Consider the following 20485-nt stretch of genomic DNA (forward strand, 5'->3'; position numbering starts at 1 on the left):
CGGGCTTATGGAATTGCTCAATTTAATTCGTTTGTGAACAGGCCGCAAGCGGCGCAATACTCGCGGGCATCATGTTTCGGAGTCATTGCGCATGTCTCTCACCTCACGTCAACAAGGCGCGATCACGCTGGCGAGCGGCGGCCTGCTAATGGGCACGATCGGCGTTTTCGTCGAGGAGGCGCGGCTCGATGCGCTGACGCTCGTGTTCTTCCGCTGCCTGTTCGGCTTTCTCTCGCTCGCCGCCTATTGCGCATGGAAGGGCTTTTTCACGCGCGCGCAGTTCACGCGCCGCACGGTCGCGCTCGCGCTGATTTCCGGCGTGCTGATGGTCACGCAATGGGTCGGCTTTTTCGATGCGATTCATCGCACCAGCATCGCGGTCGCGACCGTCGTGTTTCACGTGCAGCCGTTCTGGGTCGTGCTGATCGGCGCGGCGCTCTTTAACGAGCGGCTCGGCGCGGACCGGCTCGGCTGGATCGCGACGGCGTTCGTCGGGCTCGTGCTCGCGTCGGGCGTGATCGCGGCCGCAAACCTGCAAGGCCACAGCAGCTATCTGATCGGCTTGAGCGAAGCGCTGCTCGGCTCGCTGCTGTATGCGAGCGTCACGCTGATCGCGAAGAGCCTCGGCGAAATGCGCCCGCATCTGCTGACGCTCACGCAATGCGCGGTCGGCGTGATCTGTCTGCCGCTGATCGCGCCGCTGATCGCGCCTTTGACGCTCACGCATATCGGTCCGATGCAGTGGTTCTGGCTGATCGGCATGGGCGTGCTGCACACGGGATTGTCGTATGTGCTGATTTACGGCGCGCTGCCCAAGCTCAGCACGCCAGTGATCGCGGTGCTGTTGTTCGTTTATCCGCTGACCGCGATCGTCGTGGATGCGCTCGTGTATGGCCGTGCGCTATCGCTCTCGCAACTGGCGGGCATGGCGCTGATCGTCGCCGCGAGTCTCGGCGTCAATCTCGGCTGGCCGTTGCTGACGCTGCTCCATCCGGGTGGGCGGGCACGCAGTCACGCGAAGTAACGCGCGCCGCCCGCCCGGTTCTTACTGCGGCAGCGTCTCGCCCTTCGTCTCCGGCGCGAACGGAATCACGAACAGGCCGAGCACGAACACGAGCGCGGTCAACGCGATCGGCACGCCGAGCGTCTGCATATGCAGCACCGCCGCGCCGAGCAGAAAGTTGACGCCGGCGCCGACGAAGCGTCCAAACGATGTGCAGAACGCAAACGCCGTCGCGCGTACGCGGGTTTCGAACTGCTCGGGCAGCCACAGGCTGAACAACGCGAAGTTGCCGCCGAAAAAGCCCAGCACGAACAGCCACGCGATGAACGGCGCGAGCCCGTTCGGCAGATAGAACGCCCAACCGAAGCTCGCCGCGATCGACACCGCCATCCCCGCGAAGTACACCGCGAGCGTCATCTTGCGGCCGATGCGCTCGGCCAGTGGCGGCAGCGCGAGACAACCGAGGATCGTGCCGATCGACAGCAAGCCGGTCGCGAGCGACGCGGTGCGAATCGAATCGCCCTTTGACATGCCGGCGCGCGCCGCCAGTTGGATCACCGCGGACGGCTCGTAGACGGCGCCCGCCCACAGCCCGATGATCGCGATCGTCAGCAGAATGCACGCGACCCATGTGCGACGCCGGTAAGCCGGCCCCATGATCTCGCGCAACGGCTTCACGCGCACCGTCTTTGCGTCGGCTTTCTGCCACTTCTCCGGCTCCTTCACGCGCAGCAGAATCAGAATCGCGACGACGACCGGTACCGCGCCGGTCAGGAACATCGCGCGCCAGCCGAAGTGCACGCCGACCGTGTAATTGAGCGCAGCCGCGAGAAAGAAGCCCGCGTAGTAGCCGGTCTGCAGATAACCGGCGCCCATTTTGCGACGATCCTCCGGCCAGGCCTCGGCAACGTAGGTGCCCGCGAGCGCCCACTCCCCGCCGATCCCGACGCCCGCGATGAAGCGAAAAATACCGAGCTGCCACACATTGGTCGAGGTCGCGGCGAGCCCGGTGAAAATCGCGAACGTGAAGATGGTGGCGGCGAGCACCTTGGTGCGGCCGAAGCGATCGGCGAGCGGTCCCCAGATGAACGACAGTCCCCAACCGACCAGAAACAGCGCGAACAGGATCGATCCCGCGAGGCCGACATTCGACGGCGTCGCCGCGAAGCCCGAACGCGGCAACAGCTCGGTCAGCGCGGGCGTGAGCACCAGCGCGTAAATGAACGAGTCCATGCCGTCGAGCGTCCAGCCGGCCCACGCTCCCCAGAACCCTGCGATCTGCGAACGATTGAGCGGTGTGCGCTGACGCGCGACCGCTCGTCGGTCGGTTACTGTATTCATCATGCTCCTCCGGCCTACGATAGTTGAACGTAACGATGAAAGGGACGGGCGCGCTTGGAGATGGCTCGACGACGTTGATTGATCGGCGATGTCCTCGTACAACTCATTCAGAGGACGGCGCGAGCACCTGCCTGGAATGTGGTTCAAGACTTCCGGGTTTGCCCGCGCTGAAATGCGCGTCTTTTTATATATAATATTTGATACCATGACCGACGCAACTGAAGGTTTTCCCCTGGAAGCCGCCATGTCCGGATCGTTTCTTCCGGCCGCCGCGCCGCGCGAAAGTACCTCGCACATGATTGCTGAGGCGCTGCGCGCGGCGATCGTCGACGGCACGCTCGCGCCTGGCGCCCCGCTGCGCCAGGACGCGATTGCCCGGCATTTCTCGGTCAGTGCGATTCCCGTGCGTGAGGCGCTGCGCCAGCTCGAAAGCGAGGGCTGGGCACGCGCGGCGGTCCATAAAGGCGCGAGCGTCGCGCCGCTGTCCGCCAACGAAGCGCGCGAGATCTACGAGATCCGCTCGGCGCTCGAAAGTCTCGCGCTCGGCCTTGCGATTCCGCATCACACCGCCGCGACGCTGCGCGAAGCCGCGGACTTGTGCCGCGCCGCCGAGCGCGAAGAGGATCCGTCGCTATACGTCACGCGCAATGCCGCGTTCCATATGTGTCTCTACGCGCCCGCCGGCCGGCCGCAGCTCGAGGACATGATCGGCTTGCTGCACCGGCGCGGCGAACGCTACCTGCGCCTGAAGTTCGGCTTGCCGTCGTACAAGGGCGAATCCGACAGTGAGCACGCCGTGCTGCTCGATGCCGTCGAGCGCCGCGATATCGCGACCGCGCAGTCGCTGGTGGTCGCGCATCTGCTCGGCACCGGCGAGCTTCTGCATCGTTTCCTGACCGAGCGCGCGCGCGAAGAAGCGCTTGCGCATCAACCGAAGCCGCGCGGCCGACGCCCGCGCGTCACCACCGGGAGCTGATCGAACCGATGACCGAGCCGATGAACCACCCCGCCGAAGCCGCCGCATCGCGGCCCACTGTCCGCTCGTGGACGACCCGGCGCGACGAAAAGAACCGCCGCCTCGCGGCCATCGCGCCGTGGCTCGAAGACGGCGTGCTGCCCACGCACCGCATCGTCGATGCGCTCGAAACGCTGATCCAGCCCGGCGAGCGCGTCGCGCTCGAAGGCGACAACCAGAAGCAGGCCGACTTCCTGTCGCGCTCGCTCGCCACGGTCGATCCGCACAAGCTGCACGACGTGCATCTGCTGATTTCGAGCATCAGTCGTCCTGAGCACTTGACGCTGTTCGAGCGCGGCATCGCGCACAAGGTCGATTTCTCGTTCGCGGGGCCGCAGAGCCTGCGCGTCGCGCAACTGCTCGAAGACGGCCAGCTCGAAATCGGCGCGATCTATACGTATGTCGAGCTGTATGCGCGCATGTTCGTCGACCTGACGCCGCACGTTGCACTGCTGTGCGCGGACAAGGCCGACCGTCACGGCAATCTGTACACCGGCCCGAATACCGAGGACACGCCGACGATCGCCGAGGCCGCCGCGTTCCGTCACGGCATCGTGATCGTGCAGGTCAACGAGATCGTCGACGAATTGCCGCGCGTCGACATTCCGGGCTCGTGGGTCGACGTGGTCGTGCAGGCGGACCGTCCGTTCGCGGTCGAGCCGCTGTTCACGCGCGATCCGCGTCATATCGGCGACTTGCAGGTGCTGACCGCGATGATGGTGATACGCGGCATCTACGAGCCGTATGGCGTCACGTCGCTGAATCACGGCATCGGCTTCGATACCGCGGCGATCGAACTGCTGCTGCCCACCTACGGCGAATCGCTCGGTCTCAAGGGCAGAATCTGCCGCAACTGGACACTCAATCCGCACCCGACGATGATCCCCGCGATCGAATCGGGCTGGGTCGACAGCATCCATTGCTTCGGCAGCGAGGTCGGCATGGAGGCGTATATCGAGGCGCGCCCCGATGTGTTCTTCACCGGCAACGACGGCAGCCTGCGCTCGAACCGCGTGCTGTGCCAGTTGGCCGGGCAATACGGCGTCGACCTGTTCATCGGCTCGACGCTGCAGATCGATGCGGACGCGAATTCGTCGACGGTCACGCGCGGACGGCTCGCCGGTTTTGGCGGCGCGCCGAACATGGGCCACGATCCGCGCGGCCGGCGTCATTCGAGCGAGGCGTGGCTGAAGCTGTTGAAGGGCGACGGCGCGGTGTCGCGTGGCCAGAAGCTCGTCGTGCAACTCGCGGAAACGTACAAGAAAGGCGGCGAGCCGACCTTCGTCGATGAACTCGACGCGGTCGCGGTCGGCGCGAAAAACGGCATGCCGATCGCGCCGGTGATGATCTACGGCGACGACGTGAGCCATGTGGTCACCGAGGAAGGCATCGCGCATCTGCACAAGGCCGAAGGCATCGACGAGCGGCGCGCGGCGGTCGCGGCGGTGGCCGGTGTCACGCCGATCGGTCTGCGCGCGAAGCCCGAGAAAACCGCGGAATTGCGCCGGCGCGGCATCGTCGCGTATCCGGAAGATCTCGGCATCCGGCGCGGCGACGCGAAGCGTTCGCTGCTCGCGGCGCGCAGCATCGACGATCTGGTCACGTGGTCGGGCGGACTGTACGCGCCGCCCGCGCGCTTCCGGAGCTGGTGACGATGGCGTCCGCTGCTGTTCTTGAACGGTTGGACGCGCCGCTCGCTTCAGCCCTGCGCGATGCGTGCGGCACCTCGCCGGTCGCGCCGTTTTCAGACGCGCAACTCGCGCGCGACGCGATCACCGCGCTGATCGACGAGGCGGAGCTCACGCCGAAGCCCGCGCTCGTCGACCGGCGCGGCAGCGGCGCGCATCGCGACCTCGATCTCGCGATCATGCGGCGCTCCGCGCACGCGCTCGAACCGACCTTCGCGGCGCTGGCGCGCATGGCGCGCCGCCGTGGCGAACCCTCGGCGCTGCTGCGTGCCGAACTCGCGCAGATCGGCCGCGCGGGCGAACAGGAGATGATGCAGGCGACGGGAGGGAGCAATGCGCATCGCGGCGCGATCTGGATCATCGGCTTGCTGGTTGCGGGCGTAACGCTCGAAACGGCTTCGAGTTCCTCCATGCGTGCGCACAGACCTGGCGATCCCAACCGTGTCGATACCTCGCACGTCTGCACGCTGGCCGCGCAGATCGCCTGCTTCCCGGATCGCTTCGCCGCTTCGTCCGATAGCCACGGCGAACGCGCGCGTCGACGCTATCAGGTCGGCGGCGCGCGGCGCGAAGCGCAGGACGGCTTTCCGCACGCGCTCGACGTCGGTCTGCCGGCATTGCACGCGGCCCGCGCGCGCGGTCTCGACGAAAACGCCGCGCGCATCGATGCGTTGCTCGCGATCATGAGCACGCTCGACGATACCTGCCTGCTGCATCGCGCGGGACTCGCCGGCTTGCATGCGGGGCAGCGCGGCGCGCGGCGCGTGCTCGACGCGGGCGGCAGTTCGACAGCCGCGGGCCGCGTCGCGCTCGACGCGCTCGAACGCGAACTGTTGTCGCTGAACGCATCGCCGGGCGGCGCGGCCGATCTGCTCGCCGCCACCCTCTTTCTCGACATGCTGGCGCATCGCGACGCCAGCCGGAGCTGAGCCTCATGGAACATCTGACCTTCGACTATCCGGCGCAACGCGCCGTCACGACCCGCGCGCACGTCGGCGTGGTCGGCTCGGGCGATCTGGAAGTGCTGCTGTCGCCTGCCGCCGCCGATCCAGGCGGTTCGGCGCTCGCCGCGCACGTGGTGGTGCGCACCAGCGTCGACGGCTATGGCCACATCTGGAAGAGCGTGCTCGACCGCTTCTTCACGCGCTACGACGGCGCCGCGCACATCGAGATCAACGACTTCGGCGCGACGCCGGGCGTGGTCGCGTTGCGGCTCGCCGAAGCGGTCGAAGCGGCCGGGGAAGGAGACAGCGTATGAGCACGAGCGCCAGCGTACATAGCGCGCCGCTGCTGCGCGAAAGCTTCATCGAACTGCCCGCGCGCGAGCGCGCCCGCTCGCTGCTCGACGCGGGCAGCTTCCGCGAACTGCTCGGACCGTTCGATCGCATCGGGTCGCCGTGGCTGCCCTTGCAGGGCATCGTCTGCCAGGCCGACGACGGCTGCGTAATCGCGCGCGGCACGATCGACGGCGAACCGGCCGTAGTCGCCGCGATCGAATCGGCGTTTCAGGGGGGCAGCATCGGCGAAGTGTCGGGCAGCAAGATCGCCGCGGCGCTCGAGATGGCGCTACGCGACTGCGAGCGTGGCAAGCTCGTGCGCCCGGTCGTGCTGTTCGAGACCGGCGGCGTGCGGCTGCAGGAAGCGAACCTTGGACTTGCGGTCATCGCCGAGATTCAGGCGGCGATCGTCGCGCTGCGCCGGCGCGTGCCGGTGGTCGGCGTGATCGCGGGCATGGTCGGCTGCTTTGGCGGCATGTCGCTCGCGGCCGCGCTGTGCTCGTATCTGATCGTGACGAAGCAGGGACGGCTCGGCATGAACGGACCTGAAGTGATCGAGCAGGAAGCCGGTATCGAAGAACTCGATGCGAGCGATCGCCGCCGCGTATGGCAACTGATCGGCGGCGAGCAGCGCGTCGCGAGCGCGCTCGCCGACACACTCGTCGACGACGATGCCAAGGCCGTGCGCGCCGCCGTACGCGCCGCGTTCGCGCAAGGCGTGCCGGCCACGCATCGCAGCGAGCAGGTCGACATGTTCTTGCAGCGGCTCGCGCGGATCGATCCGGCCAGCGTCACGCCCGAGACGCTGCGTGATGTGTACAACCCGCAAGGGCGCGATGCGTCGAACAGGGAGCAGGCATGAACGACACGACACTCACGCGCGGCGCGCGCTGGTTCAATGCACTTGCCGGCGAATCGTCGAGCGCGGCGCCCGTCTGGAGCGGCGATGCGCCGCTCGGCGGCGGCACCGCGCGCTTCATCACGGTCGTGCCCGATCCCGCGAACCGTTTTCCGCGCGCGACCACCAACGTGGTCGGGCTCGAACAAGGCTGGCAACTCGCGCGCGCGGTGCGTGAAGCAATCGAAGCGGATGCGGGTGCGGACGCCGGCACGCGCCGCCCGATCGTCGCGATCGTCGACGTGAAGAGCCAGGCGTACGGCTATCGCGAGGAAATGCTCGGCATCCACCTCGCCTGCGCGGCCGCCGTCGACGCCTATGCGAGCGCGCGCGACGCCGGCCATCCGGTGATCGCGCTGATCGTGGGTCCGGCGATGTCCGGCGCGTTCCTCGCGCACGGCTATCAGGCGAACCGCATCGTCGCGCTCGACGCGCCCGGCACGATGGTCCACGCGATGGGCAAGGAAGCGGCCGCGCGCGTCACGCGCCGCACGGTCGAAGAACTCGACGAACTCGGCGACACGATCGTGCCGATGTCGTATTCGATGGCGTCGTTCGCGAAGTTGGGGCTGCTCGATCAGTTGATCGAAGGCATCGACGCGGACGCGCCCGACGCGGCACAGATCGAGCGCGTGCGCACGGTGCTGGTCGAGCAGATTCGCAGCGCGCGCGAGGGGGATCGTACGCTCGCGCGTCGGCTGGAATCGCCGGCGGCGCGGCAGACTCGCGCGGCTTCGATCGAGGTGCGGCGGCGGCTTGCCGAACAATGGGATGCCGTGTGATGCGCGTGTGTGCGGCTGCGCCCTTCTCCACCGTGCACGCCACGACGTGCGACGCGCGGTGGCGGCCGCATGATCTGCTGCGCTTGCGGCGGCTGGACTCGCCCGATGACGAACCAGCGTGGGTTCGCGACGCGTTCGAACGCGCGCCGTATGCGGTCGTCCGACGCGCGCTCGCCGCTGATGGTTTCGTCGCGATCGGCGTACGCGGTGCGAAGCGAGCGCAACGCTACGGCACATGGGTGCATGCGGACGATATCGTCGGTGCCGTGCCGCCGGAATCGCTCGCGCAGACGCAAGCCGATGCCGGACGTGATGCATTGCCCTCGTTCGTTGCACTGCTTTCGTTGCAACGTGATTCGGGCGCTCCGCTTGGTGGATTCGCTTGGGGACCTATTGGCAGCACCGGCTTTGAACTGGCGACGCACGTGCCGACTGTCAACGAAGCGAGCGACCTCGATCTGTTGATCCGCGTGCCGCAACCGCTGGCGCTGAATGTCGCGAGTGCTTTGCTGGAGCAACTGCAAACGCTCGCGGCGCATATCGGTATCCGCATCGATGCGCAACTCGAAACGCCCGCGGGTGGCGTGGCGCTCGCGGAATGGGCCGCGGGCAAGGCGCGCGTGCTTGCCCGCGATGCGAGCGGCCCCCGCTTGATCGCCGATCCGTGGGCGGCGGTTGCTCACCATGGCATTGCCTGATGCTCGCGCTTCTGTTCCCCGGCCAGGGTGCGCAGAGCGAAGGCTTTCTGCATCGACTGCCGCAGCATCGCGCGGTACAGGACACGCTCGCTGAAGCCTCCGACACACTTGGCATCGACGTGCTGACGCTCGACTCAGCCGACGCTTTCGATTCGACCGTCGCGGTGCAACTGGGCTTGACCGTCGCGGGCGTCGCGATCATGCGCGCGCTCGCCGATGAAGGATTGGCGGCGGAGATCAGCGCGGGACTGTCGATCGGCGCGTATGCGGCGGCGGTCAGCTGTGGCGCGGTGGCGTTCCGCGACGCGCTGAAGATGGTGCAGCGACGCGCCGATCTGATGGAAACCGCTTATCCGGCGGGCTATGGTCTCGCGGCCGTCTCCGGCTTGAGCGAGCGGCAGGCGGAAACGCTCGTTGCACAGCAGGCCGCGGAGGAACGGCAACGCGTGTATATCGGCAACGTCAATGCACCGCGCCAGATAGTGATGGCCGGCGCGGACGATGCGCTCGACGGGTTCATCGAACGCGCGCTCGCGGCCGGCGCGCGCAAGGCCACGCGGCTCGCGGTCAGCGTGCCCTCGCATTGCGAATTGCTCGCGCGTGCGAGCGACGAACTGCTGGCGTACTCGCGCACGTTGCATGTTGAAAGACCGCGCGGGGTTTATATCGGCAATCGCGGTGGACGCCCGTTATATACGGCCGATGCGATTCGCGAGGACCTTGCGACCAATATGCGTTACACCGTGCGCTGGTTCGATGCGCTGACCGTGATGCAGGAAATGGGCGCGCAGGTGCTGGTCGAGGCGCCGCCGGGGCAGGTGTTGACAGATATCGTGAGGGAGAATTTTGCTGAGGTCTGTGCGCTGGCTGCGAGTACATTGCCGTTTGACAGGTTGGTGGGGACGGTACGCAGGCGGTTGGAGCGTGGCTGACGGGGTGTGCTTTGCGGTGTGCGAATGCGGCTGGGCCAGGGCGTCTGGGAGCTTCGACCAGACGCCGCTCGCAAGCCGGCGTCGGCGAACGGTCGCTCTCACCGATGTGGAATGAGTCTTCCCGACCCAGAACGGCCGTTGGCCGAGAGACGACCAACGGCCGCATCACTGTCAAATTCATCACTCGTTGCGACGCTTGAAGTACAAGTGAACGATGAGCGCTCGCGTCCGCCACTAATGCCGTCGTCATGTTCACGATCCGTCGTACCATCGCAGATGCCCTCAACCACACTGGCTTCGTCACACCGAACACGAGTGCCCTCGGCTGTTCGGTATCGGAAAGGCCCGCACCGCTGGACACCTCTCCTACGCAGGTTTTAAACTAACGTCATATATTTACTATGACGTAGACATTTATATATGAGTCACCTACTCTCGCCCGTACAGGTTCGTGCTGGCCGCGCACTCTTGGGTTGGTCGCAGCAGGATTTAGCAAAGCAAGCTCGGGTTGCAGCCTCTACCGTCGCTGATTTCGAGCGCGGGCAGCGCACCCCCATGGCTAACAACTCAGATGCGATCCGATCGGCGTTAGAGTCGGCAGGCGTGGCTTTCTACGGAGGAGGAGCACTCTTCGATATGCCGCACGCCGCACCTGCACTCATACCTTCAGGGCAGCCGATACGCTGGATCGAAGCCTCTGACCTCGCAGACTGGGCGGACCGACGGGATGGTCAAGCCGCAATGCCGGAACTGCTTAGCAGGCTAATCTCTGCGACGTGCAACAACGTCGCACAACTCCGATTTCCTGCGGGAGATAGTGTCCAGTATTCGGGCTGGGATGGCACCTGCGTCGCAGCGGTCGCCGTTGATCCGGTCCCACGCGGTGCGTCAGCCTGGGAAGTCGGCTCGCAGAGAACCGGCATCAGGGCAAAGGCTGACGAAGACTATGAGAAAAGAACGAGTGATCCAGGCGCCGTCTCTCTGAAGGACGCGACGTACGTTTTTGTTACTCCACGGCGTTGGCCAGCCAAGGATCAATGGGCGGCCAAACGCAAGGCTGAAAGTACGTGGGCTGACGTAAAAGCTCTAGATGCAGACGATCTCGTCCATTGGATCGATCGTTACCCAGCCGTCGCCTATTGGCTGGCGACCCGGCTTCGCAAGCGACCGGCAGGTATCGGTGCGTTGGCGGACGTATGGACCGAATGGTCATTGGCCACCATACCTCCGCTCACTGCCGATTTGGTGCTCGTGGGTCGTGACGAGGAGGCTGCACACGCGCTGCGTTGGTTGCGGGCTGCCCCTTCTGTGTTGTCCGTTCAGGCCGAGTCCACGGAAGAAGCCCTCGCATTCTTCCACTCTGCCATCATGGAGTTGCCGCCTCAGTACGCGGCGATCTACCTCTCTCGTGCTCTCGTGGCGGCAAATGAAGATGTTGCTCGTATCCTTGGAGACGCGGCATCTCCATTGATCATTGCGCTTCGCGCTGCCGACGCCGGATTGGCGCAACTCCTTGCTGCGAGAGGACATCACGTATTCCTCGCGCTTGGTCCCGATGCAGGCCAAACAGCAACGGTGCTGGTGCTACCACGTCCACGCCGCGACTTCATCAGGGAGGCGCTATGCAGCATGGGTTTCGATCGGGCAGAAGCTGATCGACTCGCCGGGGACTCGGCACGAAGCCTCGCCGTCATCCGCCGATTGATCCCATCTGCACCTGGTCGACTACCGAGTTGGGCTCAGAGCGTACCCAACCGCGCATTGGTGGCGGCCATACTTGCCGGCGGCTGGGATGAAAGCATACCGGGAGATTGCGCCGTTTTGGAGAGCCTGGCCGAACACGCATACAACGATATGGCAAGGAGCTTGGCACCCTTGACCAATGTCCTCGACGGTCCGTTGCGTAAGTCGGGCAACGCTTGGCGAGTAGCATCGCGGCGCGATGCCTGGCTGTTGCTGGCTCCGTTCCTCACGGACGGCGACATTGATCGCTTTCTTGATCTGTTCGCAAAGGTCTTCAACGAGCGCGACCCTCAGTTCACGTTAAGCAGCAAGGAGCGATTCTTCTCATCATCGCAAGCGACTAGGCTGACTCATTCGCGGCTCCTAAGGCAGAGCATGGCGGAAACGCTCATTCTTATGGCAACGCTAGCGAACAATGCGAAGAACGTGACAAAGTGCGAGTCCAAGGTTAGCTTCGCGATCGAGAAGCTCCTCCGAAAGTCAGACTCGGCCCTTTGGTGGACGCTGGATGCCGAATCGCCGAGATTGGCGGAGGCTGCCCCTAGAGCGTTCTTGCAAGCTCTAGACGACGCCTTGGTCGACTCACCGTCACCCCTAGTCGAGCTGTTCGACGAAGACGACGATCCTTTGTTCTCAAGCCATCATGTAAACGGGCTGCTTTGGGCACTTGAACGGCTCGCCTGGTCTCCGGCGTTGCTCGGCGCAGTGGTCTACGCACTGTCAGACTTAGCCGCGCTTGATCCAGGCGGTCGCCAAGGCAACAGGCCGGACAGGAGCCTGCGCGCGATTTTCTTGCTGTGGTCGCCGCAAACTTTCGCGTCGCTGGACGAGCGCCTGCGTGTATTGGATCGTCTTCGTACGTCTAGGCCCGCTGTAGCTTGGAAACTGATGTTATCGATCGCGCCTCGATCGTACGACACGTCCTTCCCGACTTCACTACCTCAGTGGAGGGACTTCGCCGTTGAGAGCGCGGAAGCGATCACGCATGAACTGGTAGCTCGCGGCGCGGACGAGATTGCGACTCGCTTGCTGGAAGACGTCCGGCACAGTGCGCAGCGCTGGATGCAACTCATTGAACTCATGGCAAACTTTCCAGAGCGTCGTCGAGACGAAATGCGTCGGCTATTGCTCGCGTCGTTACCCCATATCGAAGATACGGATGATCGCGCGCACTTGCGCGACACAATTCGCAAATCCTTGAATCATCATCGGAGCTTTCCAGACGCAGACTGGTCGTTGCCTGAGCCAGAGATGAAGGAACTTCAAGAAGCATACGAACGCTTGTCACCAACTGATCCGATCGATCGCTTGGTTTGGGCATTTTCCCCAGGTTGCGGCATGCCTCAACCGCCGGCAGAAGGGGGCTGGCAGGCTGCCGAAAAGGCCATCAAGGACTATCGGGTCGAGGCGATGACACAATTGGCAGGTTTGGGCGGGGTCGATGCCGTCATGACGCTGGCACGTCGTTCCCGATCGCCCGGCTGGGTGGCGGAGGCTGTCGTGATCGCTGCGTTACCCGACCAGTTGCAACTGGACTTGGTCAAAGTGGGCATTCGGAGCGAAAACGATAGCGAACGCAGGCTTGCACAGACCCTAGTTGCGGCCGTGAGTAGCGAACCAACTGGCGATAGCTGGTCTGACTCTCTACTCGAGATGGCAACGCTAGAGGGATGGGGGCCGGATGCGGTTCTGCGGATACTGCATGCGCTACCGGCCGTTCGGCGCACTTGGGAAGCCGCACGCGCTGTCGGCTCGGAAATGGAGCGACGTTACTGGCGAGGGGTAGCAACGTGGGCGATCTCTGGTTCTCGCGAGGACCTCGCTTTCGCGGCCGAGCAACTGATCAATGAGCACCGTGCGAGGGATGCCGTACATGTCTTTGCCCAGCATATAAAAATGGGGTTTCCTCCAGCTTTGGTCGTTCAAGCGTTGTTCGCAGCGGTCGAAGAAAGCAAGGATGCCCATGCAACAGACCCGAACGAATCCACGATGTTTGGCTACCACGTTACGCAGTTGCTCAGTTGGTTGGATTCAATAGATTCCACGGACCGCTCTATCATTGCTCGTATCGAGTGGGCATACTTTGCTCTGCTTCAGTACTCTGAGCGGCGCCCCAAAGAACTGCAGAAGGCGCTGGCCACCGACCCCAGCTTCTTCATGATGCTATTGAAGACGATATACGGGCCTTCTCCTGAGAGCGGCATAAACGAGCCGGAATCCGAGGACACGGAGCAAGCTGCGAATATTGCGTCTCACGCATGGAACGTTCTACATGATTGGGATTACGTTCCAGGCGCGAATGATGCCGGCGACATCGATGCCAGAGCGCTTCTGTCATGGGTCAAGACGGTGCGGATCCTTTGCTCGGAGAGTGGTCGACGGGATGTCGGTGATGAGCGTATAGGCAACATCTTGGCTGCATCGAAGTCAGATGCGGATGGAATGTGGCCGCCAAGAGCAGTGCGAGAAGTCATCGAAGCTACGCGGAGCAAGGAGCTTGAAACCGGAATCGTTTTGGGCGTACTGAACCGTCGGGGTGTGACCACGCGCGGCGTGTACGACGGAGGAGAACAGGAACGCGCGCTGGAAGCGAGGTATCGACGTTTATATGAGGCCTCTAGCGAGTGGCCTCGAACAGCCGGGGTACTCGACGAACTCGCTCGGAATTTTGCGGCGGATGCCGAGCGTGAAGATCAACGCGTAGAACGACGACAATGGGAGTAGTCTGGAAAGGCTTCAAACATGCCGGATTTTCGGCTAGTCTCTTTTGGCAATATGTGATGACTGACGCGCACAAGGCTTTTCTTTAAGGACACTTGTGCGAAGCAGACGCCTACTGAGCTTAATAGGCGGCGGCCAATCGATGTTCCACATATGCATGAAACATGCTTCCGATCTTGGCACCGGAAGCTCGAAGGGCGCTGAACCGCGACTGGTACCCGCCGTCGGGAAGCGGACATTCGAGGCGTCGTATTGACTGACCGCTCATGGCCGATGCCTGCCTCACGCAATGGGCACACATCGCTCGAACTTCGCAAGGCCGCGATCGGCGACACGCGACCCGTTGTTGACGATGGACGAACAAGCGTGGATGTCTCCAGTTGAATGGCAACCCGCCGTACGTTGATTGCGGCGCATCTCCGGCTTCGCCGACCTGCCGCCGAGGATTCGCCCCGGAAGTGATTCATCGGGCAGCCTTTTATGCAGTTGAGCAAGCGGACTTGCTCTACATGCGCAGCGGACGCCACTCCGTCGCAATCATAGTAACCACAAGAGAGGCCTGCACTATCGTCGTTGCGGATGATCAAGAAAGAAGCGCAGCATTTCGGCACTCGCGTCCGGACCAGCAGCGTCCGTATAACTGCCTCGTGCATTGCCGCCTGCCCAAGCGTGCCCTGCGCCATGAATGGTCCACAACTCGGCGTCGATACCGTCGCCGGAAACCAGCCGCGAGACGGTACAGGCGCGTCGGCCCGCATCGACGCGACGCCGTTCGCTGCCGGCGTCCGGCCGCGCGTCGAACCTCTGCACGAGCCGCGTGGCATTCGCTACGTGCACGGTGGCATCCGCGTCACCATGAAAGACGATCATGGGCCGTCTCGGTGACAAGTCTGTATCGCCTTGCACGCGCCGTGCGTTTCGGGGGTGCTTGCCGCCTTTCATCGCCGCGAGCGCGGAGGGTAAATTGTGCGCGCACCGTGCCGGAAGACCGGAATGCACGCCGACCGCGGCATACAGTTCGGGATACTCGGCGATCATGATCGCCGCCATTGCGCCTCCCGCGGACATCCCCGCGACGTACACGCGCGCAGGATCGACGTTGTGGGCCGAGATGATTTCGCGCGTGATGCCTGCGATCAGCGACGGCTCGCCGCGCTCGCGATGCTGATCGTCAGGTTTGAACCAGTTCCAGCACTTCGACGGATTCGCCTGCCGCGGTTGCACCGGATAAGCTACGAGACATCGATGCCGCTCGGCAAGCGCGTTCATCTGCGTGCCTGCTGCGAAATCGTCGGCGTCCTGCGTGCAGCCGTGCAGCATCACAATCAGTGGCAGCGGCTCGCCGGCGCCACCCGCCGGCACATACAGCCGATATTGACGGCGACCGGCGGCATTCGCATACGCAAGCGTGATGAAATGTCCTCGTTCCTCCACGTCCAGGCAGTCTTCTCGCGCCTTGTGCGCGGTCGCTTCCTTGGTCTTTGCAAACGGGAAGACAACGGGCTCTGGCGTCTTGTCCCGCGACGCAGTTTCGTTCACTGCACCGACGCTTTCCCCTCGCAGTGCGCGTTGTATCGCTTCTGTCGCTTCGGCAACGCCGCGGGTACGCAGCAAAGTCATCGCTTCGTGCATTGAGTTCAGAAAGCCTTCGTTGAGTTTCATCACATTTGTCCGATTACCGGTGTTGAGGGGGTGGGCCTCGCGCGGCTAGTGGATTCTGCCGGCAAGCGCCGTCTTGACTGCGGGCGAAGCGTGAAAGGCTCCCAGCACCACGACGCTTTCGATAGTCGCGAGCGCGAGTTCCGGGGAGACATCGGCGGCAATGCTGGCCAATCCCAGGACCTGAATGTTGAGACGCTCGCGCGCGGCTCGAATCGCCTCGAGATCCTGCCTGGAAAAATGCTGCAGCCCGAGCACGAGCGAACGACGCGCAACCGTTTCCTGGACGACCCGCGCATGTAGCGCGAGCTGGTTGCGAATCGCCGTTCGGATCAGGTCGGTCCGGTTCGCATAGAAGCCTTCTTCAACCAGCAGGTCGATCTGCCCGAGGTCGACCGGTCCGAGGTTGATCGTGATTTTTTCCGAGTCGCCGCCTTTCGGGCGGGGGGTGTCCAATACCGCGGGTTTCTTCATCGCACCATCCTTGCACCAGCCATATGGATGGTTATAGGATGGTTTTAGATGCGCCGCAACATAAAAATTTGGGGTCGAGACGCCTTCTGGGCTCGCCGCATCGCTGGTCGTGGGGGCTAGATAGAGCGCTATCGCCGGTCGATGCGCACATGGATAGCTACGAGGTACTGGCCGGTTGGAGGACCGCACATCGCGCTGTTCGACCGCATTGTTAAGTAAACTCTGAATAAGACGGCCGAGCAACGGAAGGCAGGCACTGATGTTCGCTCGAACACAACGGATGAGCGTCACGGCGCAAAACCATCAGAATAAGGCGCGAAATGGAGAGGTTCCCCGACCAGTTTTGACAAATTCAACTGCTATCCTTCAAAACTTGAACCCGTTCACTATCGCGGCTTTATCCAGGTAGTTGCTGCCGCAGGTCTCGCCAAACGCAGTCCATTAGCGCTCAAAATCGGAATAGTCAACATCCCGCGAACCTCTGAACCCCGATGTCACTCGGGCAGCGAAAGCCGGTACTGCGGAAGCGGATTGCGCAGACCTCAACATGGACCAAGGATGACCAGCATACTGGCCCGGTAAAGCCTGAAATTCGTCGTATCGTTCGCACCGCCATGAGGGAGATATGCATAAACCCATCGACACTGAAACGATCCCGAGCAATGAATTGCAGCAGGTCAAGGCGACTTATGCCAAGCTTTGCGAGGACTACATTGCACATCGTAGCGATGGTGAATACCGGGACTATGTGCAATCGGTCATTGCCAACAACGCGAGTCTCGATCGCCACGTGCGCGCGTTCGAAATTTACGCACCGTATATCAAGCGTGGCATGAAAGTGCTCGACTGGGGATGCCGGCACGCGCCAGATTCGTGCATGCTTCGCACGCTCTACCATGACATCGATATATATGGCTGCGACATCTGCAAGGATGGGCAATTCGCGGAATTCCATGAGTACGCCGGGTTATCTTTCGCATCGCTCGATCATGAATTTCTGCTGCCCTACGAAGACAATCAATTCGATGTGGTGATCGGAAGCGGTGTACTCGAGCACGTGGCCCGCGAGCAAAAGAGCCTCGATGAGCTATGGCGCGTGCTGAAAAACGACGGTTTGCTGATAATCACATTTTTACCTAACCGCTTATCGGTGACCGAAAACGCGTGCAGAGTCATGAAGAAGTACACGGGCCATAATCGGTTGTACAGTCTCAGCGACGCGAAGCGCCTGTTTCTCCGGTCGGGATTCGTACTGGAAGAATGCGGCTATCACCAGGTCTTTCCCACCTTCGCAAAAGGCATAAAGGGCGGCGGAGCGCTCAACGCCCTGGCCAATATCGGCATGAAGCTGAACCGGCCTTTCGAGCGGATACCGATCGTGAATGCAGTCTCGGCTAATCTGTTTTTCATCCTCCGCCGCGTGCATGAGATGTAGCAGGCGGCCGCCAAGGCGGCCTACCTCGCGGGATCATTGGGCAAGGCCGCGCCCTCCTGTTGCGACGTCACAAATCCTCTCAATGCAGGGGTGAGCCGGAAAACGAGCTTCTCGATCTCCACCACGAGGAAAAACAGGACGCCACCACCGACGAGCCACCCCCACGCCGACAAGGGCAGAGCCTCGGTGTGGAAAACGGCATGGAACGGGAACGTATAGGTGAACAGAAGCTGCAAGACCACGACGCCGGCTATTCCGTACCAGAGATAGCGATTGCCTGTATGGGCGCGCACGGACAGCGACGAATCGAGCAGATACCGGATGTTGAGCAGATAGAACACCTGGCCCAGCGTAATGGCGTTGACCGCGGCCGTGCGCGCCATCTGATCCGACGCCCCTTGCGACTTCATCCAGAAGAAGGTGGACAGCGTATAGATCACGAGCGCCGCGCCGACGAACAGGATGCGCCAGATGCCGAAGCGCGTGACGATCGGCCGGTCGATTGCGCGTGGCGAGCGGCGCATCACGTCTGCCTCGTGCGGCTCGAACGAAATGGTCAGGCCGAGCGCCACGGAAGTAACCATGTTGACCCACAGGATCTGCGGCGCCGTGATCGGCAGCGTGAAGGAGAACAGGATCGCCACCGCGATCACCGCGCCTTGCGCGACATTGGTCGGCAGCATGAACAGCATCGCTTTCTCGATGTTGTTGTAGACCGTGCGCCCTTCCTTCACCGCCGCGGAGATCGACGCGAAATTGTCGTCGGCGAGGATCATGCCCGCCGCCTCCTTCGTCACCTCGGTGCCCTTGATCCCCATCGCGACACCGATGTCGGCTTTCTTGAGCGCCGGCGCATCGTTGACGCCGTCGCCCGTCATCGCAACGATCTGCCGATTCGCCTGGATCGCCTTGACGAGCCGCAGTTTGTGCTCGGGACTCGCGCGCGCGAACACGTCGACGCCGCGCACGCATTCCTGCAGCGCCGCATCGTTCATCGCCTCGATCTCGGTGCCGGACACGGCGGTCTTGCCGTCGCCGATGCCCAGCATTCTTGCGATTGCCGCCGCCGTGATCTTGTGGTCGCCCGTGATCATCGTCACGCGAATGCCGCCGCCGTGGCATTCGCGCACGGCGTCGATCGCCTCTTTGCGCGGCGGGTCCATCAGGCCCACGAGGCCGAGCAGTACGAGGGTACGCGGCAGGTCCTGCGGCCCGAGGCCACCCGTACGCAGGCCCGGGTCCGACAGCCACGCGAGCCCGAGCACGCGCTCACCTTGCGCGGCGAGCCGGTCGCCCTCCCTCGCGAAGTGCTCGCGATCGAGCGGCGCCGGGCCTTGCGCCGTCTGCTGCCGGTCGCAGTGGTCGAGGATAACCTCTGGCGCGCCCTTGACCAGCAGCATCTCGCCGTCCGTCGAACGGTTCAGCGTCGCCATGAACTTGTGCTCGGACTCGAAGGGGATCGCGTCGATCCTCGGCGCGGCGGCCGTCTCGGCGGCACGGTCCATGCCCAGCTTGGAAGCGAACGGATAGAGCGCGCCCTCGGTCGGGTCACCCTCCACTTTCCATTTGCCGTCTTCCTCGAAGAGCTCGGCGTCGTTGCACAACAGCGACACGCGGCCCATCAGCTTGAGCACGTCCGGCGCAGCGCCGAGCGGCTTGCCATCCGCGCTGACCTCTCCTTCGCTGGCGTAGCCGTCGCCCGTAACGGCATAGGCCGCTTCGGCCGTTACGACGGAGGTCACCATCATCTCCATCAGGGTCAGCGTGCCCGTTTTATCCGAGCAGATGCGCGAGACGGCGCCCAGTGTTTCGACCGCCGGCAGGCGGCGAATAATGGCGTTGCGCTGGGCCATGCGCTGCACGCCGATGGCGAGCGTGATGGTGATGAGCGCCGGCAGGCCTTCCGGGATGACCGATACCGCAATCCCCACGATGGCCTGGAACAGCTCGACGAAAGTCATGTGTCCGAGCCAGTGCCCCCAGGAGAAGAGCAGCACGCTGACAACGGCGATCACTGCCGTGATGACGTAGCCGAACTTCTTGATCTGGCGCAGCAGCGGCGTCTCGAGCGCGCTGACCTCGGCGAGCATCTGGTTGATCCGGCCGAGTTCCGTCTGGCTCCCGGTCGTCACCACGACACCGGTTGCCCGCCCCGACAAGACCATCGTGCCGCAGAACGCCATGTTCTCGCGGTCGCCGACCGTGGCTTTGGAGGGTACCGGCGCGGTGCCCTTCTCGGCCGGGAGGGATTCCCCCGTCAGAGCCGCTTCTTCCGTGCGCAGGTTCCTGGCGTCGACGAGACGCATGTCCGCCGGGATTTTGTCGCCCGATTCCAGTAGCACGATGTCGCCAGGAACGAGTTCCTCGGCGGGGATCAAGCGAACCGCTCCGCCACGCATCACGCGCGCTTCCGCGGACAGCATGTTGCGAATCGAGTCGAGCGCCTTCTCGGCGCGTCCTTCCTGCAAGAAGCCGAGCAGCGAGTTGAGGATGACGACGGCCAGAATGACCGAGCCATCGAGCCACAGGCCCAGCATGAACTTGACGAAACCGGCCGCGAGCAGCACGTAGATCAGAACGTTGTGGAGCTGCATCAGGAAGCGTACGACCGGCCCCCTCTTCTTGCCCTGCGGGAGGCGGTTCGGCCCATAGGTGGCCAGCCGCCCGGTCGCTTCCGTTGCATCGAGGCCCTGCGCGGGATCGACGTTGAACTGCCGTTCGATGTCACCGGCCGGCATCGCATGCCACGGCGTCGCACTCTCAACTGAGCTCATCCTCGTGTCTCCCGGTTCCAGTGATTTCGGGTCAGGGGGCCGCTC

Annotated in this window: 15 protein-coding genes; 11 read left to right on the forward strand and 4 right to left on the reverse strand. The window is 63.5% G+C overall.

The annotated features are described in order from the left end of the window. Positions 1 to 91: 91 nt before the first annotated feature. Positions 92 to 1024 carry a DMT family transporter gene (locus tag HDG37_RS18350; protein WP_184050047.1) on the forward strand — a complete coding sequence of 311 codons (933 nt, stop codon included), beginning with the start codon at positions 92 to 94 and terminating at the stop codon, positions 1022 to 1024. Positions 1025 to 1045: 21 nt separating this feature from the next. On the opposite strand, the gene HDG37_RS18355 is transcribed toward HDG37_RS18350, so the two are convergent. After that, entirely contained in the window at positions 1046 to 2344 is a 1299-nt protein-coding gene (locus tag HDG37_RS18355; protein WP_176078874.1) for an MFS transporter, read from the reverse strand. Between the two features lie 205 nt (positions 2345 to 2549). On the opposite strand from HDG37_RS18355, the gene HDG37_RS18360 reads away from it, so the two are divergent. From HDG37_RS18360 to HDG37_RS18400, 9 genes are all read left to right on the forward strand, one after another. Next, positions 2550 to 3320 carry a GntR family transcriptional regulator gene (locus HDG37_RS18360; RefSeq protein ID WP_184050049.1) on the forward strand — a complete coding sequence of 257 codons (771 nt, stop codon included), beginning with the start codon at positions 2550 to 2552 and terminating at the stop codon, positions 3318 to 3320. Positions 3321 to 3340: 20 nt separating this feature from the next. Beyond that, positions 3341 to 5011: a malonate decarboxylase subunit alpha gene (gene mdcA / locus HDG37_RS18365; protein WP_184050051.1), complete on the forward strand. Its 1671-nt coding sequence runs from the start codon at positions 3341 to 3343 to the stop codon at positions 5009 to 5011. A 2-nt stretch (positions 5012 to 5013) separates the two neighbouring features. Then, positions 5014 to 5976: a triphosphoribosyl-dephospho-CoA synthase gene (locus tag HDG37_RS18370; protein ID WP_184050053.1), complete on the forward strand. Its 963-nt coding sequence runs from the start codon at positions 5014 to 5016 to the stop codon at positions 5974 to 5976. Between the two features lie 5 nt (positions 5977 to 5981). Continuing rightward, on the forward strand, positions 5982 to 6305 hold the full coding sequence (locus HDG37_RS18375) for a malonate decarboxylase subunit delta (RefSeq protein ID WP_184050055.1): 324 nt from the start codon (positions 5982 to 5984) through the stop codon (positions 6303 to 6305). Next, entirely contained in the window at positions 6302 to 7186 is an 885-nt protein-coding gene (locus HDG37_RS18380) for a biotin-independent malonate decarboxylase subunit beta (protein ID WP_184050057.1), read from the forward strand. The genes HDG37_RS18375 and HDG37_RS18380 overlap by 4 nt, the downstream gene beginning before the upstream one ends. Further along, entirely contained in the window at positions 7183 to 8004 is an 822-nt protein-coding gene (gene mdcE / locus HDG37_RS18385) for a biotin-independent malonate decarboxylase subunit gamma (RefSeq protein ID WP_184050059.1), read from the forward strand. Before HDG37_RS18380 ends, mdcE begins: the two co-directional genes overlap by 4 nt. Next, entirely contained in the window at positions 8004 to 8702 is a 699-nt protein-coding gene (locus HDG37_RS18390; RefSeq protein WP_184050061.1) for a malonate decarboxylase holo-ACP synthase, read from the forward strand. Before mdcE ends, HDG37_RS18390 begins: the two co-directional genes overlap by 1 nt. Continuing rightward, positions 8702 to 9634 (forward strand): malonate decarboxylase subunit epsilon, encoded by a 933-nt coding sequence (mdcH, locus tag HDG37_RS18395; protein ID WP_184050063.1) that lies wholly within the window; start codon positions 8702 to 8704, stop codon positions 9632 to 9634. The genes HDG37_RS18390 and mdcH overlap by 1 nt, the downstream gene beginning before the upstream one ends. Before the next feature lie 420 nt (positions 9635 to 10054). After that, positions 10055 to 14101, forward strand: a complete 4047-nt coding sequence (locus HDG37_RS18400) for a helix-turn-helix transcriptional regulator (protein WP_184050065.1) — start codon at positions 10055 to 10057, stop codon at positions 14099 to 14101. 561 nt (positions 14102 to 14662) lie between these two features. On the opposite strand, the gene HDG37_RS18405 is transcribed toward HDG37_RS18400, so the two are convergent. Further along, complete coding sequence (locus tag HDG37_RS18405) at positions 14663 to 15760, reverse strand: PHB depolymerase family esterase (RefSeq protein WP_184050067.1); 1098 nt, start codon at positions 15758 to 15760, stop codon at positions 14663 to 14665. Between the two features lie 45 nt (positions 15761 to 15805). After that, the gene (locus tag HDG37_RS18410; RefSeq protein ID WP_184050069.1) at positions 15806 to 16231 is read right to left on the reverse strand and encodes a CopG family transcriptional regulator; all 426 of its coding nucleotides are present in this window, start codon (positions 16229 to 16231) and stop codon (positions 15806 to 15808) included. Between the two features lie 625 nt (positions 16232 to 16856). Here HDG37_RS18410 and HDG37_RS18415 point away from each other — a divergent pair. Further along, positions 16857 to 17666, forward strand: coding sequence for a bifunctional 2-polyprenyl-6-hydroxyphenol methylase/3-demethylubiquinol 3-O-methyltransferase UbiG (locus HDG37_RS18415; protein WP_090806167.1), 810 nt, complete (start codon positions 16857 to 16859; stop codon positions 17664 to 17666). Between the two features lie 20 nt (positions 17667 to 17686). Here the strand turns inward: HDG37_RS18415 and HDG37_RS18420 are convergent, their stop codons facing one another. Next, on the reverse strand, positions 17687 to 20440 hold the full coding sequence (locus HDG37_RS18420) for an HAD-IC family P-type ATPase (RefSeq protein ID WP_184050071.1): 2754 nt from the start codon (positions 20438 to 20440) through the stop codon (positions 17687 to 17689). Positions 20441 to 20485 lie beyond the last annotated feature (45 nt).

It is taken from the genome of Paraburkholderia sp. MM5384-R2 (assembly GCF_014201025.1).
Taxonomy (GTDB): Bacteria; Pseudomonadota; Gammaproteobacteria; order Burkholderiales; family Burkholderiaceae; genus Paraburkholderia; species Paraburkholderia tuberum.